At 55.8% G+C, this 19,997-nt stretch carries 17 protein-coding genes; 2 read left to right on the top strand and 15 right to left on the bottom strand.

Annotated features, from left to right (window positions below; all coding sequences use genetic code 11):
* Positions 1-127: 127 nt before the first annotated feature.
* Entirely contained in the window at positions 128-1,243 is a 1,116-nt protein-coding gene (locus tag AC2TF6_RS19295) for an NAD(P)H-dependent flavin oxidoreductase (protein ID WP_491308092.1), read from the top strand.
* Between the two features lie 393 nt (positions 1,244-1,636).
* Here the strand turns inward: AC2TF6_RS19295 and AC2TF6_RS19300 are convergent, their stop codons facing one another.
* The 12 genes from AC2TF6_RS19300 to AC2TF6_RS19355 form a co-directional block, all read right to left on the bottom strand.
* Positions 1,637-3,334: an alpha/beta hydrolase family protein gene (locus tag AC2TF6_RS19300; protein WP_491308093.1), complete on the bottom strand. Its 1,698-nt coding sequence runs from the start codon at positions 3,332-3,334 to the stop codon at positions 1,637-1,639.
* Between the two features lie 159 nt (positions 3,335-3,493).
* Positions 3,494-3,949, bottom strand: coding sequence for a Dps family protein (locus AC2TF6_RS19305; protein WP_491308094.1), 456 nt, complete (start codon positions 3,947-3,949; stop codon positions 3,494-3,496).
* A 171-nt stretch (positions 3,950-4,120) separates the two neighbouring features.
* Entirely contained in the window at positions 4,121-6,268 is a 2,148-nt protein-coding gene (locus AC2TF6_RS19310; protein WP_491308095.1) for a DNA topoisomerase III, read from the bottom strand.
* Positions 6,269-6,484: 216 nt separating this feature from the next.
* Positions 6,485-7,660: an MFS transporter gene (locus AC2TF6_RS19315; RefSeq protein ID WP_491308096.1), complete on the bottom strand. Its 1,176-nt coding sequence runs from the start codon at positions 7,658-7,660 to the stop codon at positions 6,485-6,487.
* A 40-nt stretch (positions 7,661-7,700) separates the two neighbouring features.
* Positions 7,701-8,336 carry a KinB-signaling pathway activation protein gene (locus tag AC2TF6_RS19320; RefSeq protein ID WP_009673246.1) on the bottom strand — a complete coding sequence of 212 codons (636 nt, stop codon included), beginning with the start codon at positions 8,334-8,336 and terminating at the stop codon, positions 7,701-7,703.
* A 79-nt stretch (positions 8,337-8,415) separates the two neighbouring features.
* Complete coding sequence (locus AC2TF6_RS19325; protein WP_491308097.1) at positions 8,416-8,769, bottom strand: DUF1516 family protein; 354 nt, start codon at positions 8,767-8,769, stop codon at positions 8,416-8,418.
* A 245-nt stretch (positions 8,770-9,014) separates the two neighbouring features.
* A complete protein-coding gene (locus AC2TF6_RS19330; protein ID WP_491308098.1) occupies positions 9,015-10,001 on the bottom strand; it encodes a Gfo/Idh/MocA family protein in 987 nt (328 codons plus the stop codon).
* A complete protein-coding gene (locus AC2TF6_RS19335) occupies positions 9,998-10,999 on the bottom strand; it encodes a Gfo/Idh/MocA family protein (RefSeq protein ID WP_491308099.1) in 1,002 nt (333 codons plus the stop codon). The genes AC2TF6_RS19330 and AC2TF6_RS19335 overlap by 4 nt, the downstream gene beginning before the upstream one ends.
* Before the next feature lie 115 nt (positions 11,000-11,114).
* Positions 11,115-12,359 carry an NAD(P)/FAD-dependent oxidoreductase gene (locus AC2TF6_RS19340; protein ID WP_491308100.1) on the bottom strand — a complete coding sequence of 415 codons (1,245 nt, stop codon included), beginning with the start codon at positions 12,357-12,359 and terminating at the stop codon, positions 11,115-11,117.
* A 146-nt stretch (positions 12,360-12,505) separates the two neighbouring features.
* Positions 12,506-14,179: a b(o/a)3-type cytochrome-c oxidase subunit 1 gene (locus AC2TF6_RS19345; RefSeq protein WP_491308101.1), complete on the bottom strand. Its 1,674-nt coding sequence runs from the start codon at positions 14,177-14,179 to the stop codon at positions 12,506-12,508.
* Between the two features lie 29 nt (positions 14,180-14,208).
* The gene (locus AC2TF6_RS19350; protein ID WP_009677258.1) at positions 14,209-14,679 is read right to left on the bottom strand and encodes a cytochrome c oxidase subunit II; all 471 of its coding nucleotides are present in this window, start codon (positions 14,677-14,679) and stop codon (positions 14,209-14,211) included.
* A gap of 54 nt (positions 14,680-14,733) precedes the next feature.
* Complete coding sequence (locus tag AC2TF6_RS19355) at positions 14,734-14,907, bottom strand: cytochrome c oxidase subunit 2A (RefSeq protein WP_009677255.1); 174 nt, start codon at positions 14,905-14,907, stop codon at positions 14,734-14,736.
* Positions 14,908-15,117: 210 nt separating this feature from the next.
* Between AC2TF6_RS19355 and AC2TF6_RS19360 the strand changes: the two genes are divergently transcribed.
* Positions 15,118-17,217 carry an LTA synthase family protein gene (locus AC2TF6_RS19360; protein ID WP_491308102.1) on the top strand — a complete coding sequence of 700 codons (2,100 nt, stop codon included), beginning with the start codon at positions 15,118-15,120 and terminating at the stop codon, positions 17,215-17,217.
* Positions 17,218-17,302: 85 nt separating this feature from the next.
* On the opposite strand, the gene AC2TF6_RS19365 is transcribed toward AC2TF6_RS19360, so the two are convergent.
* The 3 genes from AC2TF6_RS19365 to AC2TF6_RS19375 all read right to left on the bottom strand — a co-directional run bounded on the left by AC2TF6_RS19365 (position 17,303) and on the right by AC2TF6_RS19375 (position 19,988).
* Complete coding sequence (locus tag AC2TF6_RS19365) at positions 17,303-18,145, bottom strand: SMP-30/gluconolactonase/LRE family protein (protein WP_491308103.1); 843 nt, start codon at positions 18,143-18,145, stop codon at positions 17,303-17,305.
* Positions 18,146-18,247: 102 nt separating this feature from the next.
* On the bottom strand, positions 18,248-19,459 hold the full coding sequence (locus tag AC2TF6_RS19370; protein ID WP_491308104.1) for an ROK family transcriptional regulator: 1,212 nt from the start codon (positions 19,457-19,459) through the stop codon (positions 18,248-18,250).
* Complete coding sequence (locus AC2TF6_RS19375; RefSeq protein WP_491308105.1) at positions 19,452-19,988, bottom strand: chromate transporter; 537 nt, start codon at positions 19,986-19,988, stop codon at positions 19,452-19,454. The genes AC2TF6_RS19370 and AC2TF6_RS19375 overlap by 8 nt, the downstream gene beginning before the upstream one ends.
* Between the last annotated feature and the right edge of the window lie 9 nt (positions 19,989-19,997).

The raw sequence follows: 19,997 nt of genomic DNA on the forward strand, positions 1-19,997 counted from the left end.
TTGAATTATAGACACCGGGCCGAGATAAACGCAAAGCCCTCCTTTTTTCTTAAAAAGACCCCCCTGAAGCCAATCAGCAGTCAGCGTGCCCGCAAAAAAAACAGATCAGAAAGCGAGGCTCCCGATCATGAATCCTTCCAACCGCTCCAACCGAATTTGTACGCTTTTTCAAATCCGCTATCCCCTTATCCAGGCCGGAATGGCCGGCGGAAGCACGACGCCGGCCCTCGTGGCCGCCGTATCCGAAGCCGGCGGCCTCGGGACGCTCGGCGCCGGCTACATGACGCCGGAGCAGATTTCCGCCGCCGTCCGCGAAATCCGCAGCCGGACGGACCGCCCTTTTGCCGTGAACCTGTTCATCCTGCCCGAACCCGGGCAAGGCCCTCATGAACAGGAGCAGAGGCAAAAAGCCGACGAAGCTTGGCGGCTGCTTGCTCCCCTGCGGGAGAAAACGGGCACCCGCGAGGAGCGGCCTCCCGCCGTGTGGAGCGAATCGTACCGGGAACAGCTCGCCGTCCTCCTGGAGGAGCGGGTCCCGGTATTCAGCTCCACATTCGACGTGCCGGATGCGGCGACTCTCGCGGAATGCGAGCGTCTCGGCATCCGGACGATCGGCACCGCGACGACTGTGCGGGAAGCCGCCGCGCTGGAAGAGGCCGGTGTCGACGCGATCGTCGCCCAGGGCAGCGAAGCCGGCGGCCACCGCGGCACGTTTCCGCGCGATAACGACGGCGAGCCGCCGCTCGTCGGCACGATGGCTCTCGTGCCGCAGATCGCGGACCGCGTCCGTGTGCCGGTCATCGCCGCCGGCGGCATCATGGACGGCCGCGGCATAGCCGCCGCACTCGCCCTCGGGGCGGACGCCGTGCAGCTCGGCACGGCGTTCCTCGCCTGCGCGGAGAGCGGGGCCCACGCCGTCCACAAGGAAGCCGTGCTCTCCGCAAGCGACGAGTCCACCGTGCTCACGCGAGCGGTGTCCGGCAAGCATGCCCGCGGCATTCGGACGGCGCTGCTGGATGAGCTTCAGCCTTTGGAAAGCCGGCTCCCCTCCTATCCCGCGCAGAACGCCCTCACTCAGGGGATCAGACGAAGCGCCGCCAAAGCGGGCAATCCGGCTAATATGGCCATGTGGGCGGGCCAAGCCGCATCTCTCGCCCAACATAACGGAGCCGCCCAAATCATCGAAAAGCTGGTACGGGAAACCGGCGAGGTGCTGAACCGGATGAGCGGACGGAAGCTTTGACGATGAGCCGACGGTCCGGAGGATTTGATAGGACTCGTTAAAATCCATAGGAAATGAACCGAAACCCCGTTCCTGCTAACAACACCGCGCAAGCTCTTTTAAGCGGGGGAATAGCTACAAGCTGTGACCACCGTCATGCGACAACGCTCGCTGGGAGCAGTGAAAAGCTGTATACTCGCCACTCCCCGGGCATCGCCGTGCGTTTGCGGCGTCTCAAATCACATGGGCACCCCTATCGGCTGTCCGCGATCAGAGGATGTCCGAGGATAGATTACGATCCAATCCTGCAATCACGCCGAAATCGGCAGCCAAGCCGCTTACTCACACAAAAAAGCCTGCGCGGAAGAGGAAATTCCCTTCCGTGCAGGCTTTTATAGTTTACGGCATAACGCCTTACTTCGTTTTCTTCACCCAATCGGCAATATCCTTGATAACGGAAGCCGGTGTATTGGCCGGTTCATTATACTCGGCGCCGGTCGATTTTTCGTCAACCTCCGCAAATACGTGGTTCAGCTTCGGATACAGCTTGTACTCCACGTTCGTACGATCCTTAAGCGCTTCTTTCCATTTGTCCAGATGATAAGCGAGCACCTGGGCATCGTTATCCCCTTGCAGGATCAGCATCGGCTTATCCTGTTTTTTAGCGATTTCGGAGGCGGAGTAGTTGCGGAAATCCATCCACCAGTAGGCGTTGCTCAGCGCAAGATCTTTGGGGAGGTTGTCCACGGAGTACTGCGGATCTTTGATCAGCTTCAGCTGCTGCTCCCAGAAGGCGACCTGCTGCTCCAGCATGCTCGTATCCAGACCGCGTTCCCGGTTGACTTCCAACTGGTACTTGGACTGCTCCAGCACGACGTCTTCGATGGAATTGGTCGGTCCGGCCATCACGACGGCACCGGCCAGCTTCACGTCCTTGACTCCGTCAATAACGCGCGGAACGACCATCCCGCCTTGGCTGTGACCCGCTACGAAAATGCGCTGGGGATCGATTCCCTCCGTCTTCGCTAGCTGATTAACCGCGTACACGGCATCCGCTACAGTCTCGTCCTGTACGGTAAAAGTCGGCGTAGCCGATTTGAACGGGTGCTCGCGCGTCACTTTCTCGTAGCGGAGAGTGGCGATTCCCTCGGCGGCTAGGCCGACCGCCATATCCCGGAACAGCTTGGAGCCGCCGATGGACTCGTCACGGTCGTTGGCGCCGGAGCCGTGAACGAGGACGACAACCGGATGCGGACCCGGTTTATTCGGCAGCGTGAGCGTGCCCGGAAGAGCGAGCCTGCCTTCGCCGAGCTTCACCTCTTTTTCAACATAAGCGCTGGAATCGTCGTAAGACGGTTTCCGGTAAGTATCCGGAGAGTAGTAGGGCGGTATGTATAAATCGTCGATACGTTCCTGCTTGTCGAACCGGACTGTCATCTGGAACGGCAGGGTGCTCTGCGTTTCGTAGGTCAAATACACATTTTCATGCACGGAATTGCTTGTCGTTCCGGCCCCAAGCTGCCCGGTTATCGGACCGTACATGTTGGTGTAGTACTGCGCTATGTAGGCAAGCTGATTGGCATTGAGGGATTTTTTGAGATCTGCGTTAAAATAAGAAACCGCGCTCTCGTTTTCTCCCTGCAGCCAGTGACTGGCAAAGGCGCTTGCCGCGGCTTTCAAGTCCCCTTTCGGGATGATCAGCTTACCGGTTTGCGGGTCCCAGGAAACAGCCGTGTGCAAAGCTTCCGTCAAAAAATTCAGAGGAACGAACGTTTTATCGTCCTTGATTTGGACCGTAGCCCTTAGTTCCACTTCTTTATCGTTGATAAAGGCCGTAGATTTTCCGATCGCAAGCGTGATCGTATCGCTCCCAAGCGACAAGGTTACGGTACGCTCTTCGTTATTCCAGGCCACCTTGGCTCCGGCCGTTTCGCTTACAAGACGCAGAGGAGCGAGAACGGTCACCGCGTTCGTATCGGAAGCGGAGACGGGTCCGGCAGCCGCTGTTTCGGCGGTAACTGTATCTGCGGAAGCCGCAGCCGCGGGTACCGCACCGGCGAGCAGCATGGAAGCAATCACGGCGGATTGCCAGATTGGCAGATGTTTTTTCATGAGGTCACCTCAATTTTGAAATAGTTGGAGAATCTAGCAGCCTCTTTCTAGCAGCCGCCATCTATCAGTATAGCACAATCTTCCAGACGGTCGACGGGACTTAAGTAGGAAGTACGCCAAAAAGGCAGGTCCCGGGGAACCTGCCTTTACTAAGAAAAATTAGGCGCGGCCAAGGAAGGCGCCCAGCATCCAAACGTGTTTCTGAAGCGATGCCTGCAGCTCGGTCAGCATATCCGCCGTCGGCTCGTCGCCTTCTTCTTCAGCGGCCGTAATGCTTTCCTGAAGGAAACCGACCAGCCGTTCAAAGTCGCCGCGTACGGCTTCTACCATCTGCTCCGCGGTTTCGGAGCCCGCAGCTTCCTGCAGACGGGCCAGCTTTAAAGTCTCAGCGAGTGTCGCCACGGGTTTGCCTTTTAACGCCAGCACCCGCTCCGCGATATCGTCGATATGCTGAGCCGCTTCGTTGTAAAACTCTTCGAATTTTTCATGAAGCGTAAAGAAATGAGGCCCGTTAACGCACCAGTGGAAGTTGCGCAGTTTCATGGAAAGGACCGTCCAGTCGGCGGCCAGTTGATTTAATTGGGTAACAGTTTTCACTCGGGTCAAAGTTGTCATCGTTCGTTTCCTCCTTGATAACGCTCATTTGGGTTTAATTATTCTTCTTTTGTTGCCGTACATTTAGTGTACCACCACCCTTATTTAAAATCAATACTTAATTAGAATTATTATAAATAAAGAATATTAAAAAAGGCAGGAAATTGCTCCCGCCCTTTTGACTTATGAAGCTTAATCGTCTTTTTTGGCTAGGGCCGCCTTAAGAGCATCCCCCAGACTCGACCCTAAATCTTCTTGCTTGCTGTACTGCTTGACGAGCTTTTGCTGCTGATGCTTGGCGACTTTCCCCGTACTTTCGCCCAGCACTTCGACGACATTGCACGGGAGGCACTGAACGTATCTGCCCGCTTTGCCGGTTTTCAGCTCCATCTTCTTATGACACTGCGGACAGCGCCGGTTGACGAGCTGCTTCTCCGCGGAGCGGCGGTATTCGCACTCACGGTTTGCGCACACGAGCATTTTGCCGCGTTTGCTTTTCCGCTCCATTAACCGTTCTCCGCATTCGGGACACCGGCTGTTCGTCAGGTTGTGCGGCTTGTATTCCGTCTGACTCGTTCTTACGCCGGTTACAAGCTGCTTGGTCATATCGCGGATTCCGCTGAGGAACGTTTCGGTGCGGCCCCGTCCCCGGGCGATATCTTCAAGCTCCTGCTCCCACTTGGCCGTCAGCTCGGGAGAACGCAGCTCCTCGGCAACCAGCTCGATCAGTTGGGTACCTTTGCCCGTCGGGTGAAGGCACCCGCCTTCGCGCTCGATCGTATCGGAGCTGACGAGCTTCTCGATAATTTCCGCCCGCGTTGCCGGCGTACCGAGGTGGTGCTTCTCCATCTGCGTCAGGAGCGTCGCCTCCGTATGCCGCTTCGGCGGCTGGGTCCGGTGCGTGCCGACACGGCAGCGGACCGCCCCGGCGCTATCTCCGGCGGACAGCGCGGGAAGCTCTTGCAGATCCGCTCGGTCGGCGCCTTCCACGCCGTCCTCTTCGTCGCCGTCTCCGGAATCCGCGGCGGTTCCCGGTCCGTACACGCTCCGCCAGCCCGCATCCTTCACGACACGGCCGGCCACGTGGAACGGCTCGCCGTCCACTTCGACGACCATCGCGGTCGTCTCGTAACGGGCAGCCGGATAGAACAGGGCGAGAAAACGCCGCACGATGAGATCGTAGAGCTTCCTCTCGTCCGCAGACAGAGCGGACAGATTCACGTATTCATCCGTCGGAATGATCGCATGGTGGTCCGACACTTTCGAATCGTCCACAATCCGCTTCGACACGGGCAGCTGACCCTTCATGAGCGGCTTCGCGAGCGGCGCGTACGGGCCGACGGCAACGGACTGGAGCCGCTCCTTGAGCGTGCCCGTCATATCGCTGGTGAGGTACCGCGAATCTGTCCGCGGGTACGTCACCAGCTTATGCTGCTCGTAGAGCCGCTGGAGCGTCGAGAGCGTATGCTTCGCCGAGAAACCGAACCGACGGTTCGCATCGCGCTGGAGCTCCGTCAAGTCGTACGCGAGCGGCTGGGGCTCCGTCTTCTCGGTCTTCTTGACGGAGACGACTTTGCCGCTCTTGCCCGAGACGCGCTGCACGAGCTCGTCGACACGCTCGCGCTCGAAGAGCCGGCTCTCGCCGGAGCGCTGGCGCCACGTCCCGCGGAACGCGCCGAAATCCGCCTGCACGGTCCAGTACTCCACGGACCGGAAGTTCCGGATTTCCTTCTCGCGGTCCATGATCATCCCGAGCGTCGGGGTCTGGACGCGTCCGGCCGAAAGCTGCGCGTCGTACTTGCTCGTGAGCGCGCGGGTGATGTTCAGGCCGATCAGCCAATCGGCCTCGGCCCGGCAGACCGCCGACTGGAACAGGCGGTCGTATTGTTTGCCGGGCTTCAGGTTCGCGAAGCCCTCGCGGATCGCCTTATCGGTCTGCGAGGAGATCCACAGCCGCTGAAACGGCTTGTTCCACCGGATCATTTCCATTATCCAGCGCGCGACAAGCTCGCCTTCGCGGGCGGAGTCCGTCGCGATGATCAGCTCCGCCAAATCTTTGCGTTTCGCCAAATCCGCAATGGCGCGGAACTGGTGGGACGTTTCCTTGAGCACTTTAAGCTTCATGCGGCCCGGAATAATCGGCAGATCTTCCAGGTTCCACTTCTGATAACGGGTATCGTAATCTTCGGGCTCCGCAAGGCCGACGAGATGACCGAGCGCCCAGGTCACCACATGTCCGGGACCTTCGTAATACGATTTATGCTTTTGACCGCATCCGAGCACACGGGCGATTTCTTTTGCCACGCTCGGTTTTTCGGCCAGTACAAGTGATTTGCTCATCGAATTCTCCTTTAATAAACCGGTAACGGTCCGGTATGCCCGATTGCGGGGTTTCTCGGCACCGTTCCTCTCGTTTCCTTCTTCTATTGTAAAAACGTTTCCGGCGCCGCGTCAACCAAGGACGCCTTCCGGAGCTTTTTTTCCGGGTCCGTGTAAACGGAAAAAACCCGCCGGGCAGAGGCGGGTCTTTCATCATGGGCGAATAGAACGGCAGGACTATACGGTCTCCGGCAGTTCCTCTCCCGATTCGCGGTCCAGTTGGCTGAAACGCAGCAGCAGCAGGCCGGCCAGCACCGAAACGACGGCGCCTGCCGCGAAAGGAAGGCCGTGCTGAATGCCGAAGAGCGAAGTGCCCGTGATCGGTCCGGCGATCCGGCCCAGACTGTCCATGGACGAGCTGAGGCCCGTCGTGACCCCTTGACCGTGTCGGGTGCGCTGGGTTAACAGCGAGTTGACGCACGGCCGAATCATGGCGTTGCCGGCGCTGAACACGGTCAGGGCAAGCGTAGCCGTCCAGAAGCCGGCGGAGCCGAGCACGAGCAGGAAGCCGACGGCCGAGGCGAGCAGCCCGCCCAGAATCGCGATTTTTTCCTTCTTTTTCTTGGCAATGACGCGGACGAGTCCGCCCTGTACCAGCGCATCGGCAAATCCGCTGAACATAAACATCAAGCCGATCTGCAGCGGCGTGACGCCGAACCGGGCGATCTGGAAATATTGGAAAGTCGCTTCCAGACCCGCCAGCGAGAAAGTGACGAAGAAAGTCATCATATACAGATAACCGAGCTTTCCCCGGAAAAGAGACCAGCGGGACGGCTTGTTCCCCTGGTGCTGTCCTCTGTTATCCGGCAGCGATTCTTTAAGTTTCAGGAATCCCGCGCAGAAAATTCCCGCGGACAGAAGCGCGGCTCCCCAGAACGGGAGCGACAAACTGAACACGCTTAAGGTTCCCCCGATCGCCGGACCGAAAATAAAGCCCAGTCCGATCGACATTCCGACGAAGCCCATGGATTTCGTCCGTTCCTCATGGGTCGTAATATCCGCGACATAAGCCAGCGCGACTCCGCTCAGAGCCCCCGAGCAGATGCCGCCCAAAATGCGGGATAGATAGAGGAGCGGCAGATTCGTTCCCGCCAGCGCAAGCAGGATGAAGGAAATCATAAAGCCGAAAATTCCGGTCAGCAGAACGGGTCTGCGGCCGATTTTATCCGATAGGCCTCCCCATAAAGGAGAGACGAGGAAGGACATGATGGAGTATATGGAGAGGACCCATCCCAGATGCGTCTCTCCTTTCGGTATTCCGTGCAGCAGCTCGGGCAGGACGGGGATAATTAATCCGAATCCGAGGTAGACGGTAAACATCAGCAGCATGATGAACACGACACGCTTGTTCATACGATCGGCCCCTTTGGAATTTCTTGTACCTGTGTAAAGATTACGCTTTCTTAACCTGCGCCTTTTTCATCTGCTGGTGTTTCTTCGTGTTCGTCAGCTTATGGAAAATAAGAATCTGCCACGCGTTGCAGGCCAGCAGGACCAGCGATACGTACAGCAGCGAAGTCAAATCGTTGATGCTGAAAGCCGGGAGCATTTCCAGGCAGGTGACCACGATCATAAAGAACAGCGTCGGAATTCTGGCCGAAGCATTGGTCAGCTTCACCTTCACTTGCGAAACGATCAAACCCGCCACAGCGATCAGGACCGGAGTACCGACATACATCGCCAGGCTTTCCTTGCCTTCCGCAAAGCTTTGGTAACGTAGGAAAAACAAGTTCGCGATAGCCATGACGATAAAGAACAGCTGAAGACCCGACCAGGCGCCTTTGCGGTTCCGGAGAATTCCGATCATGTAGTAATTCGTCATCAGGTACGCGAAATACCCGACCACGCTGATCATACACATGGTAAGTGTCGCCATAATGATCATGGAAAATTCACTTGCGCCGCTCACCGCGACATCCATCGACACAAAGTCCGGGAAAATGGCTTTGCCGATCCCCCAGACGGCAATACCGAGAACAAGCCCGCCCAACATCGTAGACCAGAACAGAAACAGCATCGGTTTTAACATGATTTCTCTCCTTAACCGGATACACGGACAAAACCGTCCCCCATTTAGGCAGGGACGGTTCTACCGCTTTTTCGTTTACTTAAAATATTCCGTAGCCGAGAAGCACGACGACCAGGATCAGAACCGCCCAGACGACAAAAAGAATCTTGGTGGAAGATTCCTTGCCTTGTCCTCTTTTCATGCGGCCGAGAATCATTTCCATAAGACCGATCACAACGATAGCGATAATTCCCTTCACCACGTACTTGACCGGGAAGCCGTAGCCGATCAGCATGCCGATTCCGGAAACCAGCATGATCAGGTAGAACAATCTGAGGATCATAGGAGTAATTTTCTGCCGGTAAAAAATGGCGCTTACCACAAACAGGATGACGATAAACGCCCACGATCCCGCATGCGATTGATGAAAAATGTTTAACAACTTGTCTGACATGTCGATTCCTCCATGTTCGTATATGTATTCCTTGTAGACGCAGCAACGCCCTTATCATATCAAGCCGTCCGAGGGTTTACAAGGTCTTGCAGACAATAACCCATCCAATAAGACACTAGTGTCGGAAAGTGTTCACAAAACTTTGACCGGGAAAAAGACCCGAAAAAACCCAGGCGAAACCGGCAGGTCGCCTGCTCTGCGCAAGGAACCTGCCGGAACGCGAGGGTCCGGATTTTTATAAAAAATTATCTCAGAACGACCGGCTTGCCCGCCTGCGCCGACTCGTACGCGGCCAGGCCGACGGCCGCCGCTTTGAGCCCGTCTTCGCCGGTAACCGGCACCGGCTTCCCGCCGAGAAGGGCATCAACGAATCCTCTGATCATGTACTCGTCCATGTTGTCTCCCCAATAGCTCCACTGGGCCTTGCCGGTAACATCGCTGAAAACCTCGTTCTTCTGCGCGAAGGAATCGATCGAAATGACCCCTTTCGTTCCGGTGATTTCCATCGTTACGTCGCCCCAGGTCGGGAACGTTTTGCTGCGAGACCAGCTCGGATCCAGCACGGCAAAGACGCCGTTCTCGAACCTCACGTGCACCATGCCGGCATCGTCGATATCAAGCTCGTGGAAGCGGGTATCCGAATAGGCGAACACTTCACGGACGTCGCTGCCGAGGAACCAGCGCATCAAATCCATCACATGGACGGTATGGTCGAACACGGCGCCGCCGCCGGAGAGCTTCTTGTCGACGAACCATCCGCCCGGCATGCTGCCGCGGTTGGTTCCTTTGATGGCGATAATCTCGCCGATTTCCCCGCGGTCGACGGCTTCCTTGGCCTGTACGACAGCCGGTATGTAACGGCACGGAAACGCTGTCATCAGCTGCACGCCATGGTCCCGGCACACCGTGATCATCTCTTCCATCTCCGCCGTGGAGATGCCGAGCGGCTTCTCGCACAGGATATGCTTCCCGGCTTTGGCGGAAGCGATCGTAAGTTCCGCATGGCGGGAATTCTCGGAACAGATGACGACGGCATCTAGATCGGTTTTCAGCAGCTCTTCCGCCGTGCTGTAGTAGGAGATCCCGTAAGTTTCCGTAATTTTGGCGACACGGTCCTTGTCCTCGTCGGCAATCCCGGCAACCTCGACCTCCGGCATAGCGTTCAGAGCGTTAAAATACGAAAACGCGTGACCGTGAGCGAAGCTGATCATTCCGATTTTGAGCTTTCTCATCCCGTTACGCCTCCTTTTAGCGGCAGCCGGACAGGCTGTCCCGTACGTGCGGACTCGAGGGCGGCCAGCACGATTTCCAGGGCCCGCAGCGCATCTTCCGCCGAAACGAGAGGTTCCTTGTCCTCCCGGATACAGGCCAGGAAATGCTCCAGCTCGTAGTAGTACGGGTCTTGGTAAGACGGGCTTTTCGGTACCTGCACCCCGCGTGCGCCGACCGGCGACGCACTGCTCCTCAGCAGCTTCAAGGAATCCGTCTCCCGGCTGTTCAGCCGGATAATGCCGGCTTTACCGGCGAATTCGGCAGCTGTCGCGAAAGCGCCCGGATAGCCCCAGTGGCCTTCGAGATTCGCGATGGCGCCGCCTGCAAACCGCAGGGTCACCAGAGCGTAATCCTGCTCTTCGCTGCGCCGGTTAAGAGCGAATACTTCTTGCACTTCTCCGTACGCCCACCGGGCAAAGTCGATATCGTGAATCATCATGTCCATGATGACGCCGTGACTTTTGTCATAATCATTGTACCAGTCCTTGACGGTTCCCGGATGCGAGCCTACCCGTTTCAAGTGAGCCACCCCGGGTTCCCCGGTTACGCCGGCCTCCAGTTTACGTTTGAGATCCACATATTCCGGGAAGAAACGGACCACATGGCCGATGAACAGACGCACGCCTTTCTTTTGACAGTAGGCGATCATTTCTTCGGCATCTTCCAGTGTCAGCGCAATCGGTTTTTCGCAAATGACGTGCTTGCCCAGATCGGCCGCTTTCATGACATATTCCTTGTGCAGGTTGGTCGGCAGAGCAATGCTGACGACGTCGATCTCCGCCTCCGCCATCATGTCCTCGAAAGAAAAGTACGCTTTCGTCTGCACTTGTCCGGCCAGGTCCCGGGCCGTTTCCCGGTCGAGATCGCAAACTCCGGTTAATTCGACTCCCGGCAGCCGATGATAGTCCGTTCCGTGAACGGTCCCCATTGTTCCGCAGCCAACTACGGCGACTTTCATGCTTGTTCTCCTCTCCCTGAAGCAAAAATCTGTGCGATGCGCACAGCTCCCTTCATTATATAGGATAGGAAGTAGCCATAAAATGTCTGTATGTTTAAGAAGGCATTAATTTTTCTTAGCCTACTTGCTTGACCTCGGAAGCCGGCGGGGTATGACGGGGTCTGTCGAACCGGAACAGCCGCTCCCCCGGATGGGTAAGTCCTTGCAGCCGGTTCACAATCATTTCGGCTCCAAGTACGGAGTATACCGTTCCGTTCCCGCCGTATACGAGCGAGAACATGCTGTTCGGAAATCCGTCCTGCACTCCGATCAGCGGATACCCGTCATGCGTTTCACCGAAAATCGCCGCCCACGAAAATTCCGCGCGAAGGTCAAGCTCCGGAAACAAGGCTTTCGCTTTGTCCAGCAAAATAGCCGTCTTGACCGCAAGGCGGTTTATCCGTTCTTCTTCGGGAAGCATATCTTCGTCTTCCCCTCCCACAATAATCCGCCCGTCCATGGTCGTTCGCATATACAGATAAGGACGGGCGGTCTCCCAAATCATGCACTCCTTGTACCATCCGGAAAATTCCCCCACCGGTTGAGTCGCGATCGCGTAGGAGGTTAGCAGCTTGGCGTTGCGGTTGCGTTTCATTTCCTGGGTTTCGTATCCCGTCGAATAAACCGCATACTTCGCCTGTATCCGCCTCCGTTCTTTCGTATAAAAGACCGTACCGTTCGCGGTCTCCAACCGTGAATCGATTTCGGTCCGGGCATAGACTCTCATTCCCCTTGCAGCCGACACTTCGATAAGGCCGTTAACGCAGGCGTACGGATTGATGGCCGCATCCCCGGACGCGAGGATAGCCCCGGGTTTTGTGAAAGAGAATTTATCCGCTAGGTCGCTTGGCTGCAAGTACTCGACTTCAAATCCGTATTTGTTCAGCGTCCGGTATTCTTCCTTCAGCATCGGCACATCCGTTTCGTCGGAAGCCATGTAAAGCGATTCCCGCCGCTGAAACTGGGCGTCGATCCCTTCCTCTTCGCAGATCCGCCCCAGAGTGCGGACCGCTTCCTCGCACAGCTTGTAGAAGGCCACGCCGTTCTCCTCCCCATAGGTGTGGATGCAGCTCGTTAACGTTTTGTCGTTGAAAAATTGAATGAGCCCGGTATTCGCCATCGTACTGCCGCCGGCTATTTCCCTTGAATCCACAAGTACGGTATCGAATCCCGCCTTCGTAAGCATGTAAGCGCTCATGGCCCCGGACATTCCGCTGCCGATGACCAGAACTTCGCATTCTATATCTTCCTCCAACCGGGGATATCGCTTTTTTTCGTTACTTGTATGAGGCCAGAGCGGATTTCCTGTAATCAGATCCATTATTTCACGGCTCCTTAGTCGTCTGTGTATTCTACCGTTCAGTACCCGATTCCGGAACCGTTCTAACTGGGAACGCCTTCCTTGTACGAAAATCGCGAAAAACCCGCCCATGCAAACTCACAAGGCGGGTTGTTATTTTGCTGCTTTTACCAGGTTACAAAAGGGATCGAGCCCGGCGTATCTCCGCCCATCATCTGGGCGACCGGTATCATATACGCGACAAGGATCAGGACGGCGGTGACGCCGAGCCAGAGCCCCCAGCGCTCGAACAGCTTCGGAGTCGGCTCCGATGCGTCACGCACTTCACCGATCGGGTACTCCGTCTCGCCTTTAGGCGAACACATAAGCGCGACGACATTATAGATCATCATGACGACGGCTACGAAAAGAATCATGCCGCCGATCGCCATCGCGACGTGGTAAGGCATCCACAGCACCGTGTCGGGGTGATTCTCGTACGTCGTGTACGCGGTTCGGCGGGGAGAGCCGAGCAGGCCGACGGTGTGCATGGAGCCCGACATGAAGAACATGCCGACGCACCAGAGAATCGTCTGCCAAATTCCCAGCTTATGCAGCCTTTGCGTCAGCTGCCGGCCCGTAATCGCAGGGATCAGCCAGTAAGTGATCCCGAAGAAAGTAAGGGCCACGCTGGTCGCGACGGTCAGATGAAAGTGCCCCGTTACCCAGAGGGTATTGTGTACGACCTGGTTCATCTGGTTGCTGGCATTGATGATGCCGCCCGCTCCAGCCGGGATAAAAATCAGCATCCCCATAAACGGTGCGAAGAACCGGACGTCTTTCCAAGGGAGAAATTTAAACCAGCCGAACAGTCCTTTGGCTCCCTTCTCTCTGCCTGTCGTTTCGAAGGTGGCGAACAGCGAGAACGCCGTCATCAGAGAAGGCACGATGACCATGAAGGTCAGAATAACCTGGAGGAATTTCCAGAACGAGCTGATTCCGGGCTCTGTCAGCTGGTGGTGAAACCCTACCGGAATCGAGAACAGCAGGAACAGGATAAACGAAAGCCGGGCAAGCGCGTCGCTGAATATTTTGCCGCCGATAACTTTCGGAATAATCGTATACCAGCAAATATAGGCGGGCAGCAGCCAGAAGTAAACGAGCGGATGACCGAAGTACCAGAACAACGTGCGGCTCAGAAGGACGTTGACGGTGTCGACCCAGCCGAACGACCAAGGAATCAGCTGGAGCAGAACCTCCGCCGCTACCCCGATGGTCGCGACCTGCCAGAGCAGCATCGTAATAACCGCCATGAAGGAAAACAATGGCGACAGCTGCCCTTTATGAGTCCGCTTCCAATAGCGGTAATTGATGAAGATGCCGAAGCCGCTCATCCAGCTGCCCACGACAACCATCGTCAAAGCGATGTAGAAGTACGGCGATGCTTTAAGGGGAGCATAGAACGTGTACAGCACGGACGCTTTATTAAGCAGGATAAAAACCGTTCCCAGCGCCGTTCCGCCCGCCATCAGGCCGAATCCGAGCCAGGCGAGGCGCCGCGGCAGCGGCAGCAGCTCGCCTCCGAGCGTTTTGGAGATACCCGAATACAGGAACCCGATAATGAAAAAGGTTGTAAAAATGAGCGCCATCAGCACGCCGTGAGCCGTCAGCAGCTGATAATAACCGATACCGGCGGGCAGTTTGATCATGCCTCCGCGGACTAGGCCCTGCAGCACTCCGGCAATGCCTCCGAGAAGAAGAGCGCCGAAAGCGAATAAAATGTGAGCGAGGACGAGCTTGCTGTCTTTCGGATTAAAGGCAGCGGCGGCTTGCCGCGCCGGTTGCGTGTCGGTTCCGTTCATACATAACGACTTCCTTTCTGCCGGTGGGTTTAGTTAACGACAATCGTCGTCTTCATCCATTCGTGGGCTCCGCCGCAGTATTCGTTGCAGAGCACGAGATAAGAACCCGGCTTGTCGAACTTATACGTAAGATGATTCACTTCCCCCGGAAGTACCATCATGTTTACATTTGTGCCCGGGATTTCAAACCCGTGGACGACGTCCTTGCTTGTGATCATAAAATGCACGGTCGCTCCCGCGGGAATTTCCATCTTATCCGGCTTGTAACCGAACGCGAAAGCGGTCATAACGGCTTCGTATTCGTTCTCCCCTACTTTCTTCAGGCCCGGCTGATCGAAAGGCGGCGTCAAATCGACCTTCGCCGGATCGATCGTGTGCGCATGGCCGGTCGGCGGGTTCATTCCCATCGCAAACGCGGATACGCCGATCACGGACAGGAAAACGATGAGCATGGAGATGCCGAAAACGATCCAGATTTTCTCCAAACGATGAATATGCATGTAATATCCCCTCTTTTTTTTCCGATTCGCGGAACTTTTTGCGCATTTGCCCCGTTAACTTCTTATAAGGTACAAAGCAAATACGCCGAACCAGGTAATCAGAATAAACGCGCCCAGAATCATAACCGATGCGAAAGCGCCTTTCAGCTCCGGTTCCTTCTCGTTCGCCCCGCTTTGCGGAGCGGGCTTAATGTCCTGCTTTTCCTTGGCAGGCGCGAGCTTTGCCATAGCGGCATCCCCCTTTGTCAATGAAGCTTTTCATGGTTTCATCTTACCTTCGGCGTGAGCACCCACATGTGATAATAATCACAAATTCTTTATGAAATTGTAACGATTTTGTTACAAGGTTTTAGGTATCGAGTCCTGGTTCTACATGGTATAATGACAGAGCAAATCATATGTAAAATGTTTGTAAATTGAATGAACAGGAGATCTGTGATGCAGAAAGGTATTCATTTTATAGCGCGTCGGCTGCACTTATTCGTTTGGCCCCTGCTGCTCGTTGTCTTCATTGAGTTTTTAAATCGGGGAGGAGTGATGGCCGCCCTATCCTGGGTCAAGCACAGTCCGGGGGAAATGGTGCTGAACTATTTGCTGACCTTCTGCCTGTTCCTTGTTTTTACCGCTTTGACCGGCCGGAGCCGCATCGCGTTCTGGATCGTAGCCGCTTTCATGCTGATCTGCGGTCTAATCAGCGGAATTAAATTCAAAATTCTCGGTGTGCCTCTTCTGCCCTGGGATTTATTTCTCAGCAGCGAGACGACCGACATCGTACAATACTTGAACGGTTTGTTCGATAAAACGATCGTAATCGGCATTATCGTGTTCCTTGCGGCCAGCGTGGCCCTGCTCTATTTCGTTCCTTGGACCCATTCCCGCTTCCGCTGGAAAGAGAACATCGTTCTCGGTGTCCTTGGAGTCGCGCTCGCATGCGCCGTCTATTTCGACAAACCGGTTCCGATCAAATCCGCCCTTCATATTTCCACCATTCCCTGGAACCAGGCCGATAACTATCATGTCAACGGGTTTATGCTGTCCACCGTCATGAATATCGAGCAGATCATTATCGATGCTCCCCAGGGCTACAGCCAGGCGAATATGGACAATTTCGTGAAGCGGGTCGAACGCCGTACCAACGTAGATCCGAATGTAAAACCGAACATTATCGTCATTCTCGGCGAAGCTTTCTGGGATCCTACCCGGATGAAGAACGTAACGTTCAGCGAAGATCCGGTTCCGTTCATCCACCATCTCCAGCAGAACTATTCCAGCGGTTATATGCTGTCGCCTCAGTTCGGCGGCGGAACCGCCAATGTAGAATTCGAAGTGCTCTCGGGCAATTCGATCCGGTTCCTGCCGGAAGGCGCCATCGCCTATAACCAATACATGAACCGACGCGTCGATTCACTGGCCAGCATTTTAGCGAGACAAGGGTATCAGACGGCGGCCATTAACCCGTTCCATAACTGGTTTTTCAACAGCCGCAACGTGTACCAGAACTTCGGATTCTCCAAATTCATTTCTCAGGAGTACTTCGAGCCGGAATACAACGGTCCTTATCTGGCCGACAAAGCGGTGATGAACAAAATCATCGAGCAGGTCGACAGCACGTCCGGTCCTCACTTTGTATTCGCGAACACAATGGAGAATCACGCGCCGTTTACACCGGATAAATTCAAACAGAACACCATCAAAGCGAGCGGCAATTTCCCGGAGGAAACGAAGGGCATGATCGAAACACTCACCCAGGGCGTTCATAATACGGATGCCGCGCTCAAAATGCTCGTGGAACATTACGAGAAGAAAGGCGAACCGACGATCATCATGCTGTTCGGCGACCATCTTCCGGCCATGGGCAATAACTTCCAGGCCTACAAAGATACCGGATACTTGAAGGACGATGACGATTCCGCAGCCGTGCTGGATAAAATGTACACCCTGCCGGTCGTCGTCTGGGATAACTATTTGCCGAAGCACCAGGATAAGCTCGACATGAGCGCTTCCTTCCTCGGGCCTTATCTTTTGAATCTGGCGCAGCGCGAAGGAACGCCGTACACGGACTACCTGTTCTCCTTGTCCAAAAAGTTCCCGATGATCCCGCCCCGGAATCATTACGACCGGATGAAGCTGACCGAACAGGATGTAACGGAGTACCGGATGCTGCAGTATGACGTGCTGTTCGGGGAGCAGTACAGCTTTAACGGCTTCCGCGACAAAATCATCAATCCGAAATACACACTCGGCTTCGGTGAAATGACGATCGACAATGTGTCTCCGCTTCACCAAAGCACGGCCGGAGGCAGCAGCGGAGATTCTTCCGTCGAAATCAGCGGCAAGAACTTTGCTCCGGGGTGTGTCGTTTATTTGAACGACAAGGCCCTCAAGACGACTTACGAGAGCCGCCAATCGCTCTCCGTCATCGTCCCGAAAGATGCCGCTGAACCCGGGAAACCGGTGAACTTGCAGGTGAAAGTGATCGATTCCAAAAACCTGCCGATTCAAACGACACCGGTCAAACAAGTGAATGAACTGAAATAACGGCATGATAAAAAAGACTTGGCCGTGCGCTTCCCGGAGGAAGCGTACGGAACCAAGTCTTTTTTTTGATTCAGATGAAAGGGGTCTAAGAAGTGACGAGCCCGCTGAGTACCCGGCATCGGCCGGGGGCGTCCGTGCGGAACTTTTCCACGTTGCCGTTGTCCGCTACGGTGACATAGACCGTTCTGCCGTCCGGACCGCCGAAGGTCAGGTTCGTACAGTTTTTGCCGTGCAGAACGACTTCCTGAAGAATGTTGCCCTGCGGGGAAATCTTCAGGACCGTTCCTTTGCCGAAACGGGTGCTGTACAGATTGCCCTGCGAATCGCAGCGCATGCCGTCCAGTCCGAAGTCGGGGAATTCAATGAACAGACGCTTGTTCGAAATCGCGCCCGCTTCGGTCAGATCGAATACCCAGATCCGGCGCTGAACGGATTCGTTCACATACAGCTTTTTCCCGTCCGGTGAAACTTCGATCCCGTTGGTTGTCCCCATTCCGCTCTCCAGAAGCGTCACATTGCCCGGGGTCACCCGCCAAATACTCCCCGTGTTGTTGCTCCAGTTCGGATCGCTTGCAAAAACAATATCGTTTGCCGAGATCGCAATATCGTTCGGCTGGTTCATTCCGGGTCCGTGCGCCCAGACCGAAACGGCTTTTGTGTTCATGTCCATCTTCAGTACGTTGTGATTCTTGTAATCGGCGATCAGCATCTCTCCGGCCCGCGTAAAACGGATTCCGTTGCCGATGCTGCCGTTCGGAAGCTCCACGAACACGCTGCTTTGGCCTGCCGGCGTTACTTTGCCGATGGTACCTTCTTTCGCATAATTAACGGCATACAAATTCCCTTGGGCATCGCAGGCGGGACCTTCGATTCCACCCGTAAATCCGTGCGGAGGTGTAAATACACTGCTAGTGAACAATTTCTCCATGTCTGATCTCTCCTTTTTTTATCAACTCCACCAATTAAAGGATATCTTTCCTAGCCGAATCAGCGCTCGGCTTTTTTTCTGAGATCATGAACCGCCACAACCTTAGATCGCTGACAGCTGGCGGATAACCAGTCCTGCCGCCCCGATGGCGAGGGCTTCCTCTCCGAAACTTCCTTTGCTGAATAGCACCTGGTAGTCGGGGTAATAATAAGTTTTCTTTATCGCGGTCTGTGTGGCGGTATAGAAGAATAAATCATTCGTCGAAATAAGCGGTCCTCCGAGCACGACCTTCTCCGGATGCAGCATATTGAGCAGATTGGCCAGCCCGATGCCGAAATAGACGGCGGCCTGCGTGATGACTTCAACCGCCAGCGGGTCCCGGCTGTGGAGAGCCTGCACAATCTCGCGGAACGTAAGCGCATCCGGACTGCCGAGCGCGGATAGCACACTGGACCGTCCCTGCTTGAGCCGCGCACGTATTTCGCGTTCGACGGCATAAATGGATGCATAGGACTCCAGCGCCCCGTAATTCCCCTCTTGGGACCGGGGGGCGACGCCATCCGTCTGGATGATCATCTGCCCGATCGAGCCTTCCATATCGACGGCTCCGTAGATGAGCTTCCCTTCGCTGAGCATGGACGAGCGGAGGCCGACGCCTAGGTGTACATACAGCATATGACGGAAGGAGCGTTTCTGTCTGGACCAAGATTCCGCGAGAAGCGCCGTATTTGCTCCGTTATCGAGGAGTACGGGCAGCCCGAGCCGTTCCTCCAGCATATTCCGGACGGGCACGCCGCTCCAGCCGGGCGTCGGGAAATAACGCGGATTCAGGATGACGCCTTCCTCGCGGTTTACCGGGCCTACGGCTCCGACACCCATGCCGAGCACATGTCCGGGGGAAAAACCTCTGCGCTGCAGCATCGCTTCCGCTTCGTCGGCGATGGACGCCAGCAGCACATCCGGCGTCAGCCCCTCCTTCATTTCCCACGTCCTCGTTTCAAGCACCTTCATCTGCATGTCGGTCAGAACGAGACGGGAAAGAGTACGGGATATATCAACACCGAATGCGCAGCCGTAATCCGCCTGAATTCGGTAAAGAACCGGTCTGCGGCCGCCTGTGGACGGGCCGTGCCCCGATTCGGCGATCAGGCCCTGCGCGCACAATTCGTCCAGCAGCCGGGTAAGTGTGCTTACGGTCAAGCCGCTTTCTTCCAGCAGCTCGATCTTGGAGACCGTTCCGCCCTGGCGGATCAGCTCGAACAACTCTTTTTGTTTGCGGTTTCCGATGCGCTCGGAAATCGGACTGTTAACCATAAATCGCTACACCCACTAACGCACTAAGCAGAATAACGGACAACGGATGCATCCGGTAACGGGTAAGCCCCAGCAGCGCCAGCAGGAAAATAGCCGCTGAAACGCCGGTCTTCCAGGTCCACCATTCCGCCCGGAAATAGGTAAAGCCAAAGCGCAGAGCCGCCACGACGACCAGCGCGGCCACTACGGGACGCAGCCCGTAAAAGACGGTTTTGACGGTACGGTGCGTCCGGATGGCATAGAAGAAACGCGCGACGGCCGCAATCAGAACGACCGACGGGAGTACCATGCCCAGCACGGCTGCCGCCGCTCCGGGGAGCCCCATCGTCATTTTGCCGATATAAATCGCGCAGTTCGTCGCCAGCGGCCCCGGCGCCATGCCGGAAATCGCCACGGCTTCCGAAAACTGCTCCGGCGTCAGCCATCCCTGCAGTTCGACTTCATGCTGAATGGCCGGAATCATCGCGAATCCGCCCCCGAAGGAGAGAACCCCGATTTTGAGGAACGTCCAGAAAAGGGTGATCAGCATCTTGACTCT

It is taken from the genome of Paenibacillus sp. JNUCC 35, from assembly GCF_058269095.1.